A 16,379-nucleotide genomic window follows, 5' to 3' on the forward strand; every position below is an offset into this window, starting at 1 on the left:
GGATTCAGGAGACTGACATGCTCTACAAAGGCGACAACCTGTACCTCGACTGGCTGGAAGATGGCATTGCCGAACTGGTGTTCGATGCTCCCGGCTCGGTGAACAAGCTCGATACCGCAACCGTAGCCAGCCTCGGTGAGGCGCTGGACGTACTCGAAAAACAACACGATCTTAAGGGGCTGTTGCTGCGCTCCGGGAAAGCGGCCTTCATTGTCGGCGCTGACATCACCGAATTTCTGTCCCTGTTCCTGGTACCACAGGAGCAGTTGAGCCAGTGGCTCCATTTTGCCAACAGCGTCTTTAACCGCCTGGAAGATTTACCGGTACCGACTATTTCTGCGGTGAACGGCTATGCGCTGGGCGGCGGCTGCGAGTGCGTGCTGGCGACGGACTACCGTCTGGCTACGCCGGATCTGCGTATCGGCCTGCCGGAAACCAAACTGGGTATCATGCCGGGCTTTGGCGGCTCAGTACGAATGCCGCGTCTGCTCGGCGCCGATAGCGCGCTGGAAATTATTGCCGCCGGGAAAGATGTCAGTGCCGATCAGGCGCTGAAAATCGGCCTCGTCGACGGTATCGTTAAACCAGAGAAACTGCGCGATGGCGCACTCGCCATTCTGCGTCAGGCCATTAACGGCGACCTGGACTGGAAAGCGAAGCGCCAGCCGAAGCTGGAGCCATTGAAGCTCAGTAAAATTGAAGCGGCCATGAGCTTCACTATCGCCAAAGGCATGGTGGCGCAGACCGCCGGGAAACACTATCCGGCGCCGATAACAGCGGTAAAAACCATCGAAGCGGCCGCTCGTTTCGGCCGCGAAGAGGCGCTGAATCTGGAAAACCAAAGTTTTGTCCCGCTGGCGCACACCAAAGAGGCCCGCGCACTGGTCGGTATCTTCCTTAACGATCAGTATGTCAAAGCCAAAGCGAAGAAGCTGACCAAAAACGTTGAGACGCCGAAACAGGCCGCCGTGCTGGGGGCCGGGATCATGGGTGGCGGTATCGCGTATCAGTCCGCCTGGAAAGGCGTACCGGTGATCATGAAGGACATTAACGACAAATCGCTGACGCTCGGCATGAACGAAGCCGCTAAGCTGCTCAACAAGCAGCTTGAGCGCGGCAAAATCGATGGGCTGAAGCTGGCCGGCGTTATTGGCACGATTCACCCGACCCTCGATTATGCTGGTTTTGAGCGCGTAGATGTCGTGGTCGAAGCCGTCGTCGAGAATCCGAAAGTGAAAAAGGCCGTGCTGGCGGAAACCGAAGAGAAAGTCCGCCCGGATACGGTTCTGGCTTCTAACACTTCAACGATTCCAATCGGTGAGCTGGCCAGCGTCCTGAAACGTCCGGAAAACTTCTGCGGTATGCACTTCTTTAACCCGGTGCATCGCATGCCGCTGGTAGAAGTGATTCGCGGGGAAAAAACCTCAGATGACACCATCGCAAAAGTCGTGGCCTGGGCGAGCAAAATGGGCAAAACGCCGATCGTGGTTAACGATTGCCCCGGCTTCTTCGTCAACCGCGTGCTGTTCCCCTACTTTGCGGGATTCAGCCAACTACTTCGCGACGGCGCGGACTTCCGCAAAGTCGATAAGGTGATGGAGAAACTGTTCGGCTGGCCAATGGGCCCGGCATACCTGCTCGACGTGGTCGGCATCGACACCGCACACCACGCGCAGGCGGTGATGGCCGCCGGCTTCCCGCAGCGCATGCAGAAAGATTATCGCGACGCGATCGACGCGCTGTTCGACGCCAGCCGTTTCGGCCAGAAAAACGGTCTCGGCTTCTGGCGGTATAAAGAAGACAGTAAAGGCAAACCGAAGAAAGAAGAAGACCCGGCCGTCGACGCCCTGCTGGCGGAAGTCAGTCAGCCAAAACATGACTTCAGCGACGATGAGATTATCGCCCGGATGATGATTCCGATGGTCAACGAAGTGGTCCGCTGCCTGGAGGAAGGCATTATCGCCAGCCCGGCGGAAGCGGATATGGCGCTGGTTTATGGTCTCGGCTTCCCTCCGTTCCACGGCGGCGCATTCCGCTGGCTGGATACCCTGGGCAGCGCAAAATATCTCGATATGGCGCAGCAGTACCAGCACCTCGGTCCGCTGTATGAAGTGCCGGAAGGACTGCGTAATAAAGCACGCCATAACGAACCCTATTATCCCCCGGTAGAACCAGCCCGCCCGGCGGGCGTTCTGAAAACGGCTTAAGGAGTCACAATGGAACAGGTTGTCATTGTTGATGCAGTTCGCACCCCGATGGGCCGTTCGAAGGGCGGCGCCTTTCGCCACGTGCGCGCGGAAGACCTCTCTGCGCACCTGATGCGTAGCCTGCTGTCGCGTAACCCGTCGCTTGATCCGGCCGCGATTGACGATATTTACTGGGGCTGCGTACAGCAAACGCTGGAGCAAGGTTTCAACATTGCGCGTAACGCCGCGCTGCTGGCCGAGATTCCGCATTCGGTACCGGCCACGACGGTCAACCGCCTGTGCGGTTCATCGATGCAGGCGCTGCACGATGCGGCGCGCATGATCATGACCGGCGACGCCAGCGTCTGCCTGATTGGCGGCGTGGAGCATATGGGCCACGTCCCGATGAGCCATGGCGTGGATTTTCACCCGGGTCTGAGTCGTAACGTGGCAAAAGCGGCCGGTATGATGGGGTTGACCGCCGAAATGCTGGCGCGTCTGCACGGCATCAGCCGGGAAATGCAGGACCAGTTCGCCGCGCGTTCCCACGCTCGCGCATGGGCGGCAACGCAGTCCGGCGCATTTAAAGCGGAAATCATTCCGACAGGCGGCCATGATGCCGACGGCGTGCTGAAGTCATTTAACTATGACGAAGTGATCCGCCCGGAAACGACCGTGGAAGCGCTGGCTGCATTAAGACCCGCATTCGACCCGGTGACCGGCACCGTCACGGCAGGAACTTCATCCGCGCTCTCCGACGGCGCAGCCGCCATGTTATTAATGAGCGAAAGCCGTGCCCGCGAACTGGGGCTGAAACCGCGCGCTCGCGTGCGCTCCATGGCGGTGGTCGGCTGTGACCCATCGATTATGGGTTATGGTCCGGTACCGGCATCAAAGCTGGCGCTGAAAAAGGCCGGACTGGCTACCAGCGATATCGACGTTTTTGAAATGAATGAGGCCTTTGCCGCGCAGATCCTGCCGTGCATTAAAGATCTTGGCCTGGTGGAGCAGATCGACGAGAAGATCAATCTCAACGGCGGCGCGATTGCCCTGGGTCACCCGCTTGGCTGCTCCGGCGCACGTATCAGTACAACCTTGATTAACCAGATGGAGCGTAAAGACGCACAGTTCGGTCTGGCTACCATGTGTATTGGTTTAGGTCAGGGCATTGCGACGGTATTCGAGCGTATTTGATTAAAGAGTTATCTCAAAACCATGGGTGCCAGAACAAGGCGGCAAGCGAATGGCCAATTCGTCAGGAACGAATTTGAACAGCCGAAGGCTGCCTTTGGTGAGGGACGCGGATGTCCCTTATTCATCCCGATGAACTTACCCACCGTCAGTGATTCGGGTGAATAAGCGCAGCCAACGCAGTTATGGTGACCATGGCGAAGAGAGGGGGTTTAGTTGCCGTTTTTCCCGCCTGTCAGGGGCGGGTTTTTTATTTCTGCCGTTCTCTTCCCTCTCCCTGAAAAAGAGGGCATGAGAATCAGATAAAGGCAAACGCATCGCCAAACAGGCGATCTTCGCGGGCATTGCGCTCATTGCAGAACAGCTCACGGGCAATTTTTGCCATTTCGAAGCGGCCGGCAATATAAATATCATGCTCTGCCAGAGTGCCATAGTCCTGCAGTACCGCGGTCAACACGGTGCCAGAGCGCCCACGCCACTCTTCTTCCGGCTGTTCCACCACCGGCTCAACACGCAGACCCGGGTGCTCCACGCTCAGCGCTTCCAGCTCTGCCAGATCGTAGAGATGTTTCGCTTCGCGACCGCCCCAGTACACTGCGATATCGCGGTTCGGGTTACGAGCCAGCGCCGTGAGCAGAATGGAACGCACATAGGAGAACCCGGTTCCTCCGGCGATGAGAATGAGCGGACGATCTTCGTCCTCACGCAGCCAGGCCTCACCATGCGGAATATCAACCTCGATCTCGCGCTCTTTCAGAATGCGATCCATCACCGCCATCGCATACAGGTTGAGCTCAGAGGCGCCGATATGCAGTTCAATACATTCCTGCTCCGCCGGAGTGGAAGCCATGGAGAACGGACGCTTGTCACGCTCGTCCATTACCACCATCAAATATTGACCAGCGCGGAAAGAAAACGCCGCTTCCGGCACTAATCGAACGCGATACACGGTATCGGTAATTGCCTCCACCGAGGTCACTTTACAGCTTAAGGTTGTCATGCGTCCCCTCTGTCGGGTCTATAGAGCAAAACAGCGGCGTTAGCCCCGCTTACTGTTATTTAAAGATAGCCAGCTCATCCCAGATGGCGTCAACGCGCGCCGTCACCTCAGGATCCTTCTTAATAGGACGACCCCATTCACGCTGGGTTTCGCCTGGCCATTTATTTGTGGCATCCAGCCCCATTTTTGAACCCAGGCCGGAAACCGGCGAGGCAAAATCCAGATAATCGATCGGCGTATTTTCTACCAGTACCGTATCACGAGCCGGGTCCATTCGGGTAGTAATCGCCCAGATCACGTCGTTCCAGTCGCGTGCATTAACGTCATCATCGCAGACGATCACGAACTTGGTGTACATAAACTGGCGCAGGAATGACCACACGCCCATCATGACGCGCTTGGCATGTCCGGCGTACTGTTTCTTCATCGTGACCACGGCCAGACGATAAGAGCAACCTTCCGGCGGCAGGTAGAAATCAACAATTTCAGGGAACTGCTTTTGCAGAATCGGCACGAAGACTTCGTTCAGCGCGACGCCCAGGACCGCAGGTTCATCCGGCGGGCGTCCGGTATACGTTGAATGATAAATCGCATCTTCACGCTGAGTGATATGCGTAACCGTAAATACCGGGAAATTATCCACTTCATTGTAGTAGCCGGTATGATCGCCGTACGGCCCTTCCGGTGCCATTTCACCTGGCTCAATATACCCTTCCAGCACAATTTCCGCGCTGGCCGGTACTTCAAGATCGTTGGAAATGCACTTGACCACTTCCGTTTTGGTGCCGCGTAGCAGGCCGGCAAACGCATACTCTGACAGCGTATCGGGAACCGGAGTGACGGCCCCAAGGATGGTCGCCGGGTCAGCGCCCAGCGCCACGGAAACCGGAAAACGTTCGTCCGGATGAGCCGCACACCACTCCTGAAAATCCAGCGCGCCGCCGCGATGGGAGAGCCAGCGCATGATCAGCTTGTTCTTACCAATGAGCTGCTGGCGATAGATGCCCAGGTTCTGCCGTTCCTTATGCGGACCGCGAGTAACCGTCAGTCCCCAGGTAATCAGCGGGGCAGCATCTTCTGGCCAGCAGGTCATGATCGGGATACGCGTCAAATCAACGTTGTCGCCTTCAATGATCTTTTGCTGGCAGGGTGCTCCGCGCAGGCGCTTTGTCGGCATATTCAAGACCTGCCTGAACTGCGGCAGCTTATCGAACAGATCGCGAAAGCCTTTCGGCGGTTCCGGCTCTTTCAGAAAAGCCAGCAGCTTACCCACTTCACGCAACGAGCTGACATCCTCCTGCCCCATTCCCATGGCGACGCGGCGCGGAGTGCCAAACAGATTGCACAACACGGGCATGGTGTAGCCTTTGGGGTTTTCAAAAAGCAGGGCCGGGCCGCCGGCACGTAAAGTGCGATCGGCAATTTCGGTGATCTCAAGGTGCGGATCGACCGGCAGGGATATTCTTTTCAGTTCGCCCTGCTGCTCCAGTAATGTCAGAAAGTCGCGTAGATCGTGGTATTTCATGGAGTTATTATTAACCTCTATACAGGCGGCTGATTATACGGTGTTCGCCAGCGCCATGCTGTACTTTTGTTAAATTAGAGTGAAAGAACATAGAATTTTTGATTTCACTTATATTGGCTTTCGCGATCGCCCCAGGCTTTTGTTATGCTTGCAGCTAATAGAGTGGAAAGAGTTATTATGCAAGCCTGGTATTTACTGTATTGCAAACGTGGGCAGCTTCAGCGCGCCCAGGAACACCTCGAACGACAGGCAGTGAATTGCCTGATGCCGACGATCGCACTGGAAAAAATCATCCGCGGCAAACGCACTACGGTCAGTGAACCTTTGTTCCCCAATTACCTGTTTGTCGAATTCGATCCGGAAATTATCCACACTACAACTATCAGCGCCACGCGAGGTGTGAATAACTTCGTGCGCTTTGGCGCCCAGCCAGCCACGGTACCGTCCGCGGTCATTCACCAGCTCTCTATCTATAAGCCGGAAGGCATCACCGACCCGGAAACGCCGCACGAAGGTGACTTCGTCTTGATTACCGACGGCGCGTTTGAAGGCCTGCAGGCTATCTTTAGCGAACCGGATGGTGAAGCGCGCTCCATGCTGCTGCTGAATCTGCTTAACAAACAGGTACTGCAAAGCATCAAAAATACCGACTTTCATAAAATCTGACGGTACGCTTAAAAACGGATGCCAAAGAGCGTTCTGACATTCGTGTCAGCGATCTCTTCCAGCCGCTGAGCCTCCTCCCCGCGCCATCCCGCAATACTGGCCAGAATATGCGGCAGATATACCGGTTCATTGCGCCGGGAAGCGGGCTTCGGGCTAAGGTCGCGGGGCAGCAGATACGGGGCATCCGTTTCAATCAACAGGCGTTCTGCCGGGATATCCGGCAACAGCGCGCGCAGCTCCAGTCCGCGTCGCTCGTCGCAGACCCAGCCTGTAATGCCAATATACAAACCGTGGTTCACACAGGCACGCATTTCTTCGCGGGTTCCGGTAAAGCAGTGCAGCACCGCACCAGGCAGTTTATCCAGCCAGGGCGTCAGGAGCGTCAGAAAACGTTCATGGGCATCGCGGCAGTGCAAAAAAACCGGCATAGACAGCTCGGTTGCAAGCGCCAGCTGTGCGCTGAAGGCGGCCTCTTGCTCCTGAGGGGTAGAAAAGTTGCGGTTGAAGTCCAGCCCACATTCGCCGATAGCGACGACCTCCGGCTGGCGCGCCAGCTGAAAGATGGAGTCGGCCACCGCTGCCGTCCAGCTGCTGCTGTCATGCGGATGCACGCCGGCGGTTGACCAGCAGCGGGTATAGCGATGTGCCAGCTGCCGGGCCTGCTCGCTTTCATGCAGGTTAGTCCCGGTGAACAGCATGCCGGTCACGCCCGCCGCCTGAGCGCGGGCCACGACCTCATCGCGATCGCGGGAAAACTGTGGACTGGTCAGATTGACGCCGATATCAAACATCGCTTCTCCAATATGACAACCGCCCTGACGGGCGGCTGGTTACTCTTCTTTGCTCCCCGCTTCTTCAGCGGCGGCATCCTCGTCACGCGTCAGACGTTTTCCGGTATAGAAACGCGCAAAGAAAACCCCGATCTCAAACAAGCAGTACATCGGAATCGCCAGCAGCGTTTGCGAGAAGACATCCGGCGGCGTCAGCAGCATGCCGACGACGAATGCTCCCACCAGCACGTACGGCCGCTTCTTACGCAAATCTTCCGGGGTCGTGACGCCCATCCAGCACAGCAGCACGATCGCAACCGGCACTTCAAACGAAACGCCAAAGGCGATAAACAGCGCCATGACGAAATCGAGATAGCTGCGAATATCCGTCGAGACCTGCACGCCCTCCGGCGCCGCGTGGGTCAGGAAACCAAACGCCAGCGGGAAAACGACAAAGTAGGCAAACGCCATACCGATATAGAACAGCAGCGTACTGGAAACCAGCAGCGGCATAACCAGCCGACGCTCATGTTTATACAGCGCCGGGGCAACAAACGCCCAGACCTGGTAAAGAATAACCGGCACCGACAGAATCACCGAAACCATGAAGGTCAGTTTGATCGGCGTAAAGAAAGGGGAAGCCACGTCGGTGGCGATCATCGTTGCACCCACCGGCATCTGCCGGATAAGCGGTGCGGAAACCAGCTGATAGATGTCGTTGGCGAAGTACACTAACGCCAGAAAAATGACCAGTATCGCGATGATGCTATTGATCAGGCGCTTGCGCAGCTCAATCAAATGCGAAATTAGCGGTTGAGTATCTTCTACGCCCATTTTTACGGTTTATCACTCGATGCAGGGGAGGAATCGGAAGCTGTCACGGCAACTTTTTCTTTGGCGACCGGGAGAGGGTCAGGCTGCGCAGCCGGCTGCTCTGACGCCACGCTCTCTTCCGCGGCTGGAGCGTGAACGGGCGCGCTGGCCTGATGTTCAGCCGTCGCCGGCGTAATGTCCTGGCGCTGCGCTTCACTGCCCTTCACTACCGGGTTATGAATCGTGTTCGCTTCGTCGCTCGCTTTCTCAGGATCGTGGGCGGTATAAGAACGTTTCATAGATTCAGCGGCTTCACGCAGCTCATCCATCGACGCTTTCAGCTCCGGCGTCAGGTTATCCAGGCTCGCCTTTTCCACTTTCTTCAGGCTTTCCTGGAACTCCTGCAGTTTTAGTTCCTGAGTGATCTCATTTTGTACGGTGGCCGCCAGCGATCGTAGCGTACGAATCCAGCTGGCCACCGTTTTTACCGCTACAGGCAATCGCTGTGGCCCCAGAACAATGAGGCCAATAACGAACACCAGCAGTAGTTCACTAAAACCGATATCGAACACGAATTACACCTGCTCTTTGTCGTGGCGTTTTGTCTCGTCTTTTTTCGCATCATCCGGCTTATCGGCGATCGATTTCGCCGTGAAATCTGCATCCGGAGCAGACTTTTCAGGTTTTTCATCATCGCTCATGGCCTTTTTAAAGCCTTTAATCGATGCACCCAAATCTGACCCCAGCGAGCTCAGCTTTTTCGTCCCGAAAAGCAGAACCACAATGACGACAACAATTAATAACTGCCAAATACTGATACCACCCATACACATTCCTCTATGACAGATGATGAATTATTAGGACGCATTATACACGTCATCCCACAAGCCGCCTCTTTGTCAGGCCGCTCGTATGACTTCGCGCAACAACGAATGCGCGGTGATAAAGGCGCTTCCCATCAGTGCGTTTTCCGCCAGCCAATCAGCCAGGACACCGCGCCAGCGGCCATCAGCCAGCCTGGCATCATGCCCCATTCCGGGCGGTGGATAAATAACAGCGTACCACTCAGTAACAGAACCGCGCCTATACCAAACAGATAACGGGACTGCCCCTGACGAACATGTCGCACCTGGAAGTCGCGCACGATGGTATCCACGCTGGTCTGCAGCTGTTTGCTTTGCTGCAAAGTCTGGTACACCAGCTCAGGTATTTCCGGCATTCTTTCGATCCAGAACGGCGCTTTTTCTTTAAACGCACGCACCAGCGCCGGAATGCCGACCTGATCTTTAATCCACGACTCAAGGAAAGGTTTCGCCGTTTTCCACAAGTCTAACTGAGGATAGAGCTGGCGGCCTACCCCTTCTACGTAAAGTAATGTCTTCTGCAGTAATACCAGCTGCGGCTGCACTTCCATATTGAAGCGCCGGGCGGTGTTAAACAGGTTCAGCAGCACATGACCAAACGAGATCTCAGCCAGCGGCTTCTCGAAGATCGGCTCGCAGACGGTGCGAATAGCAAACTCGAACTCTTCAACATTGGTATCCGCAGGAACCCAGCCTGAATCTACGTGCAGCTCGGCGACTTTACGATAATCGCGGTTGAAGAACGCAATGAAGTTTTCCGCCAGGTAGCGCTTATCTTCTTTGTTCAGCGACCCCACGATACCGCAGTCGATCCCGATGTACTGGGGGTTCTCCGGATGGTCGTAGCTAACAAAAATATTGCCTGGATGCATGTCTGCGTGGAAAAAGCTGTCGCGGAACACCTGGGTGAAAAAGACCTGCACGCCGCGTTCCGCCAGCAGCTTCATGTTCGTGCCCTGCGCTTCCAGCGCCTCCACGTCGGAAACCGGGATCCCGTAAATCCGCTCCATGACCATCATGTTTTCGCTACAGTAATCGGAGTAGACCTCCGGTACATATAGCATCGGGCTGTCTTCAAAGTTGCGCCGCAGCTGAATGGCGTTCGCCGATTCACGCAGCAGGTTAAGTTCATCCAGCAGCGTTTTTTCGTATTCGCGAACCACTTCCTGCGGGCGCAGGCGGCGACCGTCGGGCAGTAAACGCGGCACCCAGCGCGCGAGACGATAGATAAGCTTCATGTCCGCTTTAATCACCGGCACGATATCCGGGCGGATCACTTTGATAACGACCTCTTTACCGTTTTCTTTCAGCCGTGCGGTATGGACCTGCGCAATAGAGGCCGATGCCAGCGGTTCAATCGAGAAATCGTCAAACCAGGCCTCTACGGGAAGACCGCCCATCGCCTGTTCGATCTGCTGTTTTGCCAACCGGCCATCGAAGGGCGCTACGCGATCCTGCAGCAGCGCGAGCTGATCGGCGATTTGCGGCGGGAACAGATCGCGGCGGGTGGAGAGCATCTGGCCGAACTTGATCCACACCGGCCCCAGCTCCTGCAGCGCAAGGCGCAGACGTTCGCCGAGAGGTTGGTTTTTATGACGATTCGGCATCCAGAACAGCATCCGCCGCCCGATACGCAGCGGCAGCGTGATACGCATTTTGGGAATGAGCTCATCAAGCCCATAGCTCAAAAAGGTGCGGATAATAAGATACAGGCGCCGTAATTCTCCTGGCGTCATTTGCCCTCCAGCGTTTCCAGCCGTTTTTCCAGTGCGGAAAGCGCGCGTTCCACAGCCGCGGTCTCTTCGCCAAACCAGGCCATTTCCAGCGGCCCAGGCGCCATACGCCACTCTTCGGTCAGCGCTTCAGCGACATACCGCTGCTGACGCTGAGCGCCGTGCAGCAGAAAACGAGCTCCGGAGCGAAAGACCTTACTGACCCCTTCTGCAACGATATCGCCGGTGTAAGGCGCCAGCAGCTCAGCCGGATCGAATTCCGCCAGGTCACATAGCGCCACCGTGTTCTGCACCACCTGCAGGTCGCCCTGCACTTCCAGATCACCGCTGCGAATAAGCGCCGTGAGCTGTTGACGGTTGCGCAGCTGTGGCAGCACGCTGAGACGAGTAATGACGGTACAGTCGGCATCGCCTTCCCAGGTCCCCAGCACATCCACCTGACGCTCGCTGAAGACCAGCACAACCGGCGTCGACAGCTCCTTCAGCTCAACGCGCAGCACCTTCCCCAGCAGACGCTGGCGAGCAGGTTTTAACGCTTTGTCGCGCCAGAGAAAGGTATTGAGGGCGGTTTCAATGCCAGCGGTAACCAGTGGTTTGAAAGGCATGCGATCCCTCCTGTCAGAACTTATAACCGCGGTGCAACGCAACGATACCAGCCGTCAGGTTGTAGTAGTCGACGTTTTCAAAACCGGCGTCCTGCATCATGGCTTTCAGGGTGTCCTGATTCGGGTGCATACGAATAGATTCCGCCAGGTAGCGATAGCTTTCACCGTCTTTGGCAACCAGTTCCCCTACGCGCGGCAGCACGTGGAAGGAGTAGGCATCATAGGCTTTGCTGAGCGGCTCAATAATCGGTTTCGAGAACTCGAGCACCAGCAGACGACCGCCCGGCTTCAGGACGCGATACATTGAACGCAGCGCCTTTTCTTTATCGGTGACGTTACGCAGGCCAAATGAAATCGTGATGCAGTCAAAAGTGTTGTCGGCAAACGGCAGCGCTTCTGCGTTAGCCTGAACGTATTCAACGTTGCCGACGATGCCGATGTTGCGCAGCTTTTCGCGCCCCATTTTCAGCATAGAGTCGTTGATATCTGCCAGCATGACGCGCCCCGTTTCACCCACCAGGCGAGAGAACTTCGCCGTCAGGTCGCCGGTACCGCCGGCCAGGTCCAGAACGGTCTGTCCACGGCGTACGCCGCTGCAATCGATGGTGAAACGCTTCCACAAACGATGAATACCGAACGACATCAGATCATTCATAACATCATATTTTGCGGCCACAGAATGGAATACATGTGCCACCATGTCCGCCTTCTGCTCTTTGGCTACCGTCTGAAAACCAAAGTGCGTCGTTTCTTGTGAATCCTCAACCATCTCAATGCCTGCTTATCAAGAAAATGTTCGCCGAGTGTAACAGATTCAGCGCATTTCCCATACGGTTCAACGCGGCATAGAGGACTCGCCGGACATCGTCTCATCGGCCGGATCGGAGGTAAATTCGTTATCTTCAAGCGCTTTTTCGTCTTCTTCAGAACGATATTCGTCATCCTGAGCCGTTGCCTGATCGACTAAATCAGGATTAATCCCGCGCTTCACTTCAACGCCAAGACCGCGGAACGCTTCTGCCTGCACCAGCAGATTTCCGCGCCCGGAAGCAAGCTTTTTCATCGCCTGGCGATAGTTATCCTGGGCTTTATCCAGGCTCTGCCCGATGGCGGACATATCATCAACGAACAGTCGCATTTTGTCGTACAGACGACCTGCGCGCTCAGCGATTTTCTGCGCATTGCGGCTTTGATGTTCATAACGCCAGAGATTGGCAATCGTCCGCAGCGCCACCAGCAGCGTCGTCGGACTGACCAGCATAATGTTGTTCTTCAGCGCTTCGCTGATAAGTTCAGGCTGGCGGTCGATAGCCAGCAGGAAAGCCGGCTCCACGGGAATAAACATCAGCACATAGTCGAGCGAGCGCAGGCCCGGCAGCTGTTGATAATCTTTACGTCCGAGCAGGCGAATATGGTTACGCACCGAGGCGATATGCTCCTGCAGCGCCGCCTCGCGGGTGTAGTCATCTTCGGCATTGAAATAGCGTTCGTAGGCCACCAGCGTCATTTTGGCATCAATGACCACGTCTTTCCCCTGCGGCAGGCGAACGATGACATCGGGCTGCATGCGCGAACGACCTTCTGTTTCGATGCTGACCTGGGTCTGGTATTCATACCCTTCGCGTAGCCCGGAAGCTTCCAGCACGCGGGTTAGCACCACCTCTCCCCAGTTACCCTGCGTTTTGTTATCCCCTTTCAACGCCCGGGTCAGGTTCAACGCCTCCTGCGCCATCTGCGCGTTCAGCTGCTGCAGATTGCGGATCTCATGGGCCAGCGTATGCCGCTCACGCGCCTCCTGGCCAAAACTGTCCTGCACCTGGCGGCGGAAACCGTCCAGCTGTTCACGCAGCGGCGTCAGCAGGCCATGTAAACTCTGCCGGTTCTGCTCATCGACGCGCCGGTTGCTGTGTTCGAAAATGCGGTTTGCCAGGTTTTCAAACTGCTCGCTCAGACGCTGTTCGCTGTTCACCATCTGGCGGATTTTATCCTCGGCGTGGATCCGGGTAGATTCAAGGCGGGTGGTGACTTCGCGGAGATCGGCCTCCAGAGAGCTATTGATATCACGCAGGCTGCGCAGTTCGTTATTCAGCAACTCACATTCATCGCGCCAGTGGGCCTCCTGCACCAGCTGCTGGCGCGCGGCGCTGAGCTCGATATCCAGTTCACGGCGCTCCTCGATAAGGTCGGCGCGAATTTGGTCAGCTTTGGCTTTGGTCGCCAGCCACCCTGCGACCAGCCCTACGGCCAGCGCCACGATGGCACTTATCACAATCGAGATATCCACAACGCCCCCTGCGGCAACAACTTACGGCACAAAAATAGAATTGTGCTGTACAAACGTCCAGTTTAAAAGAGATTTCCTGCGAGGCGCAGCGCAAAAAAGAAAGGCCGGAAGATCCGGCCCTGGGTGGAGAGGCGAGGAATTACAGCAGACGGCGAGCCGCTTCGACGACGATTTTTACCGCGTGGCTTTCGGTTTGCTTCATGGTTTCCGCGTTCGGAATTTCCTGCTGGGTACGGTTGACGATAACCCCGGCAACCATCCCGGCACGCAGCCCCTGGCTGGCACACATGGTCAGCAGAGTCGCAGACTCCATCTCGTAGTTCATGACCCCCATTGACTGCCACTCTTCCATAGAACCTTTAAAACGGCTGACCACGCGACCGGAGAAGGTGTCGTAGCGCTCCTGGCCCGGGTAGAAGGTGTCAGATGATGCGGTCACGCCGATATGGGTGGTCGCGCCGATCGATTTGGCCGCTTCAACCAGCGCAGTGGTGCAGGCAAAGTCAGCCACGGCCGGGTATTCCATCGGCGCAAAGTGCAGACTCGCGCCATCGAGACGTACGGATGCGGTGGTAACCAGCACGTCACCGACGTTAATGTGTGGCTGGATAGCGCCGGTGGTGCCGATACGCAGGAAGGTACGAATCCCCAGCTGCGCCAGTTCTTCAACGGCGATGGACGTTGACGGGCCGCCGATACCGGTAGAGCAGACAATGACCGACTTGCCATCCAGTTCGGCACGCCAGGAGGTAAATTCGCGGTGAGATGCCAGCTTGACCGGCTTATCCATCAGCGCGGCGATCTTTTCCACACGCTCCGGATCGCCAGGGACGATAGCCAGCGTAGCCCCTTGTAAATCGTTTTTGGTGAGGCCGAGATGAAAAACATCAGACTTAGACATAAAAAACTCCTCTGTGGGTCGAATTATCAGCAGAAGCAAAACGGTACTTTACAGAAGCTACCCGCTTAGTTTTGTGACAAAAATCACCATGAACAAAAATCATTGCAATGATTTTCCATCAAAAAGTGATAAACATCACATTAACAAGTTATATTCATCGTGTCTGAACAAAAGATAGCCTGTTTCAGGCACTGTGCTTTGTTAACGTCCGGTCGATAGCGTCTATAGTTATCGATGCGCTAATAAATAAGGGTACGGAGAATACCATGACCACAACCAAGCAACCTGGCTTTGCGCCTGCAGCCACGCCGCACGCTTCTACCGCCGTTCATACCTCGGAGGAGAGCATCATCACAGGCGAAACGTCGATCCCCACTCAGGGAGAGAATATGCCGGCCTATCATGCTCGTCCGAAGAACGCCGATGGCCTGCTGCCGGTCGTTATCGTTGTTCAGGAAATTTTCGGCGTCCATGAACATATCCGCGACATTTGCCGCCGTCTGGCGCAGGAGGGATATCTGGCTATCGCACCAGAGCTCTACTTCCGCCAGGGCGATCCGAATGACTATACCGATATCCCCACCCTGTTCCAGGAGCTGGTCAGCAAAGTGCCGGATGCGCAGGTGCTGGCCGACCTCGACCATGTCGCCAGCTGGGCCGCACGCCACGGAGGCGATGCTCATCGTCTGCTGATCACCGGCTTCTGCTGGGGTGGACGCATTACCTGGCTTTATGCCGCCCATAACCCGCAGCTGAAAGCCGCCGTCGCCTGGTACGGGAAGCTGGTCGGGCAGAAAACCCTGAACTCAGCGAAATATCCGGTGGATATCGCCGTTGATCTCAACGCGCCGGTGCTGGGGTTGTACGGTGGCAAAGACGCCAGCATTCCGCAGGATACGGTGGAAACCATGCGTCACGCGCTTCGCGCGGCCAACGCCAAAGCGGAGATCATCGTCTACCCGGAAGCCGATCACGCCTTTAACGCCGATTATCGCGCCAGCTATCATGAAGAATCGGCCAAAGACGGCTGGCAGCGTATGCTGGCATGGTTTGCGCAGTATGGCGGGAAGCGCGCGTAAGCCGCTATCGGTTGCCGATATGGCGGTTAATCATATCGGCGATCGTTCCGTCACTCTTCCATGCCGCCAGACAACCACAGACAAATTCATAGTGCTGTAGCCGGTTTCGGGGAACGCAAATCGCTTGCTGTATCTGGCTGAAACTATCAGGCAGGAGGCGAAACTGGGGATATTCCCGCGCCACGCTGGCAAGCGGCTGACGGATCCCGGCAACCATCTCCCCTTCCCCGGCGATAAACGCGCGGATCGCCTCCTGGGAGGTAGCGTACTGCTGCATCACCGCATGGCGTAGCGTTCGAATCAGATACAGTTCATAGGCCGCCCCTCTCCCGACGTTAATCGTTACTCCCGGGCGATCCATCGCTTGTACGGAGTGAATATCGATGTCGTTTCTGACCAGCACTGAACTTTCAATCGTGACATACGGCGGGGTGAAGCACAGTTTGTCTTCACGAGCGGGATCAATCGCCAGGAAAGCAATATCCCACTGGTCCAGCAAAGCTACATCAACCACTTTCCCGGCCGTCGGCCAGGTCACAAATCGCGCCTCGCAACCGCATTCCGCGGCCAGTTTTTTGGCTAACTCAGCGGTGATGCCACCCGGGGTATTATCCGGCAATAACGTGGCGAGAACCGGGTTCCCCAGATTAATAGCAAAACATAAGGACCGCTGCGGATCGTCGAGCCTGGTCATCATTCTCCCCCGGAAATGTCTGTGCTTGCTCAGTGCAGCTAAGCGTAGCCCAGCCGCAGGCACTCCGCA

At 56.2% G+C, this 16,379-nt stretch carries 16 protein-coding genes; 4 read left to right on the plus strand and 12 right to left on the minus strand.

What is annotated here, in order from left to right; all coding sequences use genetic code 11:
• The first annotated feature begins 17 nt into the window (after positions 1-17).
• Both fadB and fadA read left to right on the plus strand, forming a co-directional pair.
• Complete coding sequence (gene fadB / locus DSD31_RS24675; RefSeq protein ID WP_004869686.1) at positions 18-2,207, plus strand: fatty acid oxidation complex subunit alpha FadB; 2,190 nt, start codon at positions 18-20, stop codon at positions 2,205-2,207.
• A 9-nt stretch (positions 2,208-2,216) separates the two neighbouring features.
• Positions 2,217-3,380: an acetyl-CoA C-acyltransferase FadA gene (gene fadA, locus DSD31_RS24680; RefSeq protein WP_113991357.1), complete on the plus strand. Its 1,164-nt coding sequence runs from the start codon at positions 2,217-2,219 to the stop codon at positions 3,378-3,380.
• A 295-nt stretch (positions 3,381-3,675) separates the two neighbouring features.
• Here the strand turns inward: fadA and fre are convergent, their stop codons facing one another.
• Complete coding sequence (gene fre / locus DSD31_RS24685; RefSeq protein WP_004869682.1) at positions 3,676-4,377, minus strand: NAD(P)H-flavin reductase; 702 nt, start codon at positions 4,375-4,377, stop codon at positions 3,676-3,678.
• Between the two features lie 55 nt (positions 4,378-4,432).
• Positions 4,433-5,902 carry a 4-hydroxy-3-polyprenylbenzoate decarboxylase gene (gene ubiD / locus DSD31_RS24690; protein WP_004869680.1) on the minus strand — a complete coding sequence of 490 codons (1,470 nt, stop codon included), beginning with the start codon at positions 5,900-5,902 and terminating at the stop codon, positions 4,433-4,435.
• Between the two features lie 177 nt (positions 5,903-6,079).
• On the opposite strand from ubiD, the gene rfaH reads away from it, so the two are divergent.
• A complete protein-coding gene (gene rfaH, locus DSD31_RS24695; protein WP_004869678.1) occupies positions 6,080-6,568 on the plus strand; it encodes a transcription/translation regulatory transformer protein RfaH in 489 nt (162 codons plus the stop codon).
• An 8-nt stretch (positions 6,569-6,576) separates the two neighbouring features.
• Here the strand turns inward: rfaH and tatD are convergent, their stop codons facing one another.
• From tatD to udp, 9 genes are all read right to left on the minus strand, one after another.
• Entirely contained in the window at positions 6,577-7,371 is a 795-nt protein-coding gene (gene tatD, locus DSD31_RS24700) for a 3'-5' ssDNA/RNA exonuclease TatD (RefSeq protein WP_162786337.1), read from the minus strand.
• Between the two features lie 27 nt (positions 7,372-7,398).
• Positions 7,399-8,172 carry a Sec-independent protein translocase subunit TatC gene (gene tatC / locus DSD31_RS24705; protein ID WP_004869672.1) on the minus strand — a complete coding sequence of 258 codons (774 nt, stop codon included), beginning with the start codon at positions 8,170-8,172 and terminating at the stop codon, positions 7,399-7,401.
• A 2-nt stretch (positions 8,173-8,174) separates the two neighbouring features.
• Positions 8,175-8,723, minus strand: a complete 549-nt coding sequence (gene tatB, locus DSD31_RS24710; protein WP_004869670.1) for a Sec-independent protein translocase protein TatB — start codon at positions 8,721-8,723, stop codon at positions 8,175-8,177.
• A gap of 3 nt (positions 8,724-8,726) precedes the next feature.
• On the minus strand, positions 8,727-8,978 hold the full coding sequence (tatA, locus tag DSD31_RS24715; RefSeq protein ID WP_004869668.1) for a Sec-independent protein translocase subunit TatA: 252 nt from the start codon (positions 8,976-8,978) through the stop codon (positions 8,727-8,729).
• 131 nt (positions 8,979-9,109) lie between these two features.
• A complete protein-coding gene (gene ubiB / locus DSD31_RS24720) occupies positions 9,110-10,750 on the minus strand; it encodes a ubiquinone biosynthesis regulatory protein kinase UbiB (protein ID WP_004869667.1) in 1,641 nt (546 codons plus the stop codon).
• Entirely contained in the window at positions 10,747-11,352 is a 606-nt protein-coding gene (gene ubiJ / locus DSD31_RS24725) for a ubiquinone biosynthesis protein UbiJ (protein ID WP_004869663.1), read from the minus strand. Before ubiJ ends, ubiB begins: the two co-directional genes overlap by 4 nt.
• A 13-nt stretch (positions 11,353-11,365) precedes the next feature.
• Positions 11,366-12,121, minus strand: coding sequence for a bifunctional demethylmenaquinone methyltransferase/2-methoxy-6-polyprenyl-1,4-benzoquinol methylase UbiE (gene ubiE, locus DSD31_RS24730; protein ID WP_004869660.1), 756 nt, complete (start codon positions 12,119-12,121; stop codon positions 11,366-11,368).
• 66 nt (positions 12,122-12,187) lie between these two features.
• Positions 12,188-13,636 carry a DNA recombination protein RmuC gene (rmuC, locus tag DSD31_RS24735; protein WP_004869657.1) on the minus strand — a complete coding sequence of 483 codons (1,449 nt, stop codon included), beginning with the start codon at positions 13,634-13,636 and terminating at the stop codon, positions 12,188-12,190.
• A 139-nt stretch (positions 13,637-13,775) separates the two neighbouring features.
• A complete protein-coding gene (gene udp / locus DSD31_RS24740; protein WP_004869655.1) occupies positions 13,776-14,537 on the minus strand; it encodes a uridine phosphorylase in 762 nt (253 codons plus the stop codon).
• 266 nt (positions 14,538-14,803) lie between these two features.
• Between udp and DSD31_RS24745 the strand changes: the two genes are divergently transcribed.
• Positions 14,804-15,616 (plus strand): dienelactone hydrolase family protein, encoded by an 813-nt coding sequence (locus DSD31_RS24745; protein WP_004869653.1) that lies wholly within the window; start codon positions 14,804-14,806, stop codon positions 15,614-15,616.
• A 4-nt stretch (positions 15,617-15,620) separates the two neighbouring features.
• Here the strand turns inward: DSD31_RS24745 and DSD31_RS24750 are convergent, their stop codons facing one another.
• Complete coding sequence (locus DSD31_RS24750) at positions 15,621-16,310, minus strand: transporter substrate-binding domain-containing protein (protein WP_113991359.1); 690 nt, start codon at positions 16,308-16,310, stop codon at positions 15,621-15,623.
• Between the last annotated feature and the right edge of the window lie 69 nt (positions 16,311-16,379).

The organism is Klebsiella sp. X13 (assembly GCF_003323835.1).
GTDB classification, from domain to species: Bacteria; Pseudomonadota; Gammaproteobacteria; order Enterobacterales; family Enterobacteriaceae; genus Klebsiella; species Klebsiella ornithinolytica.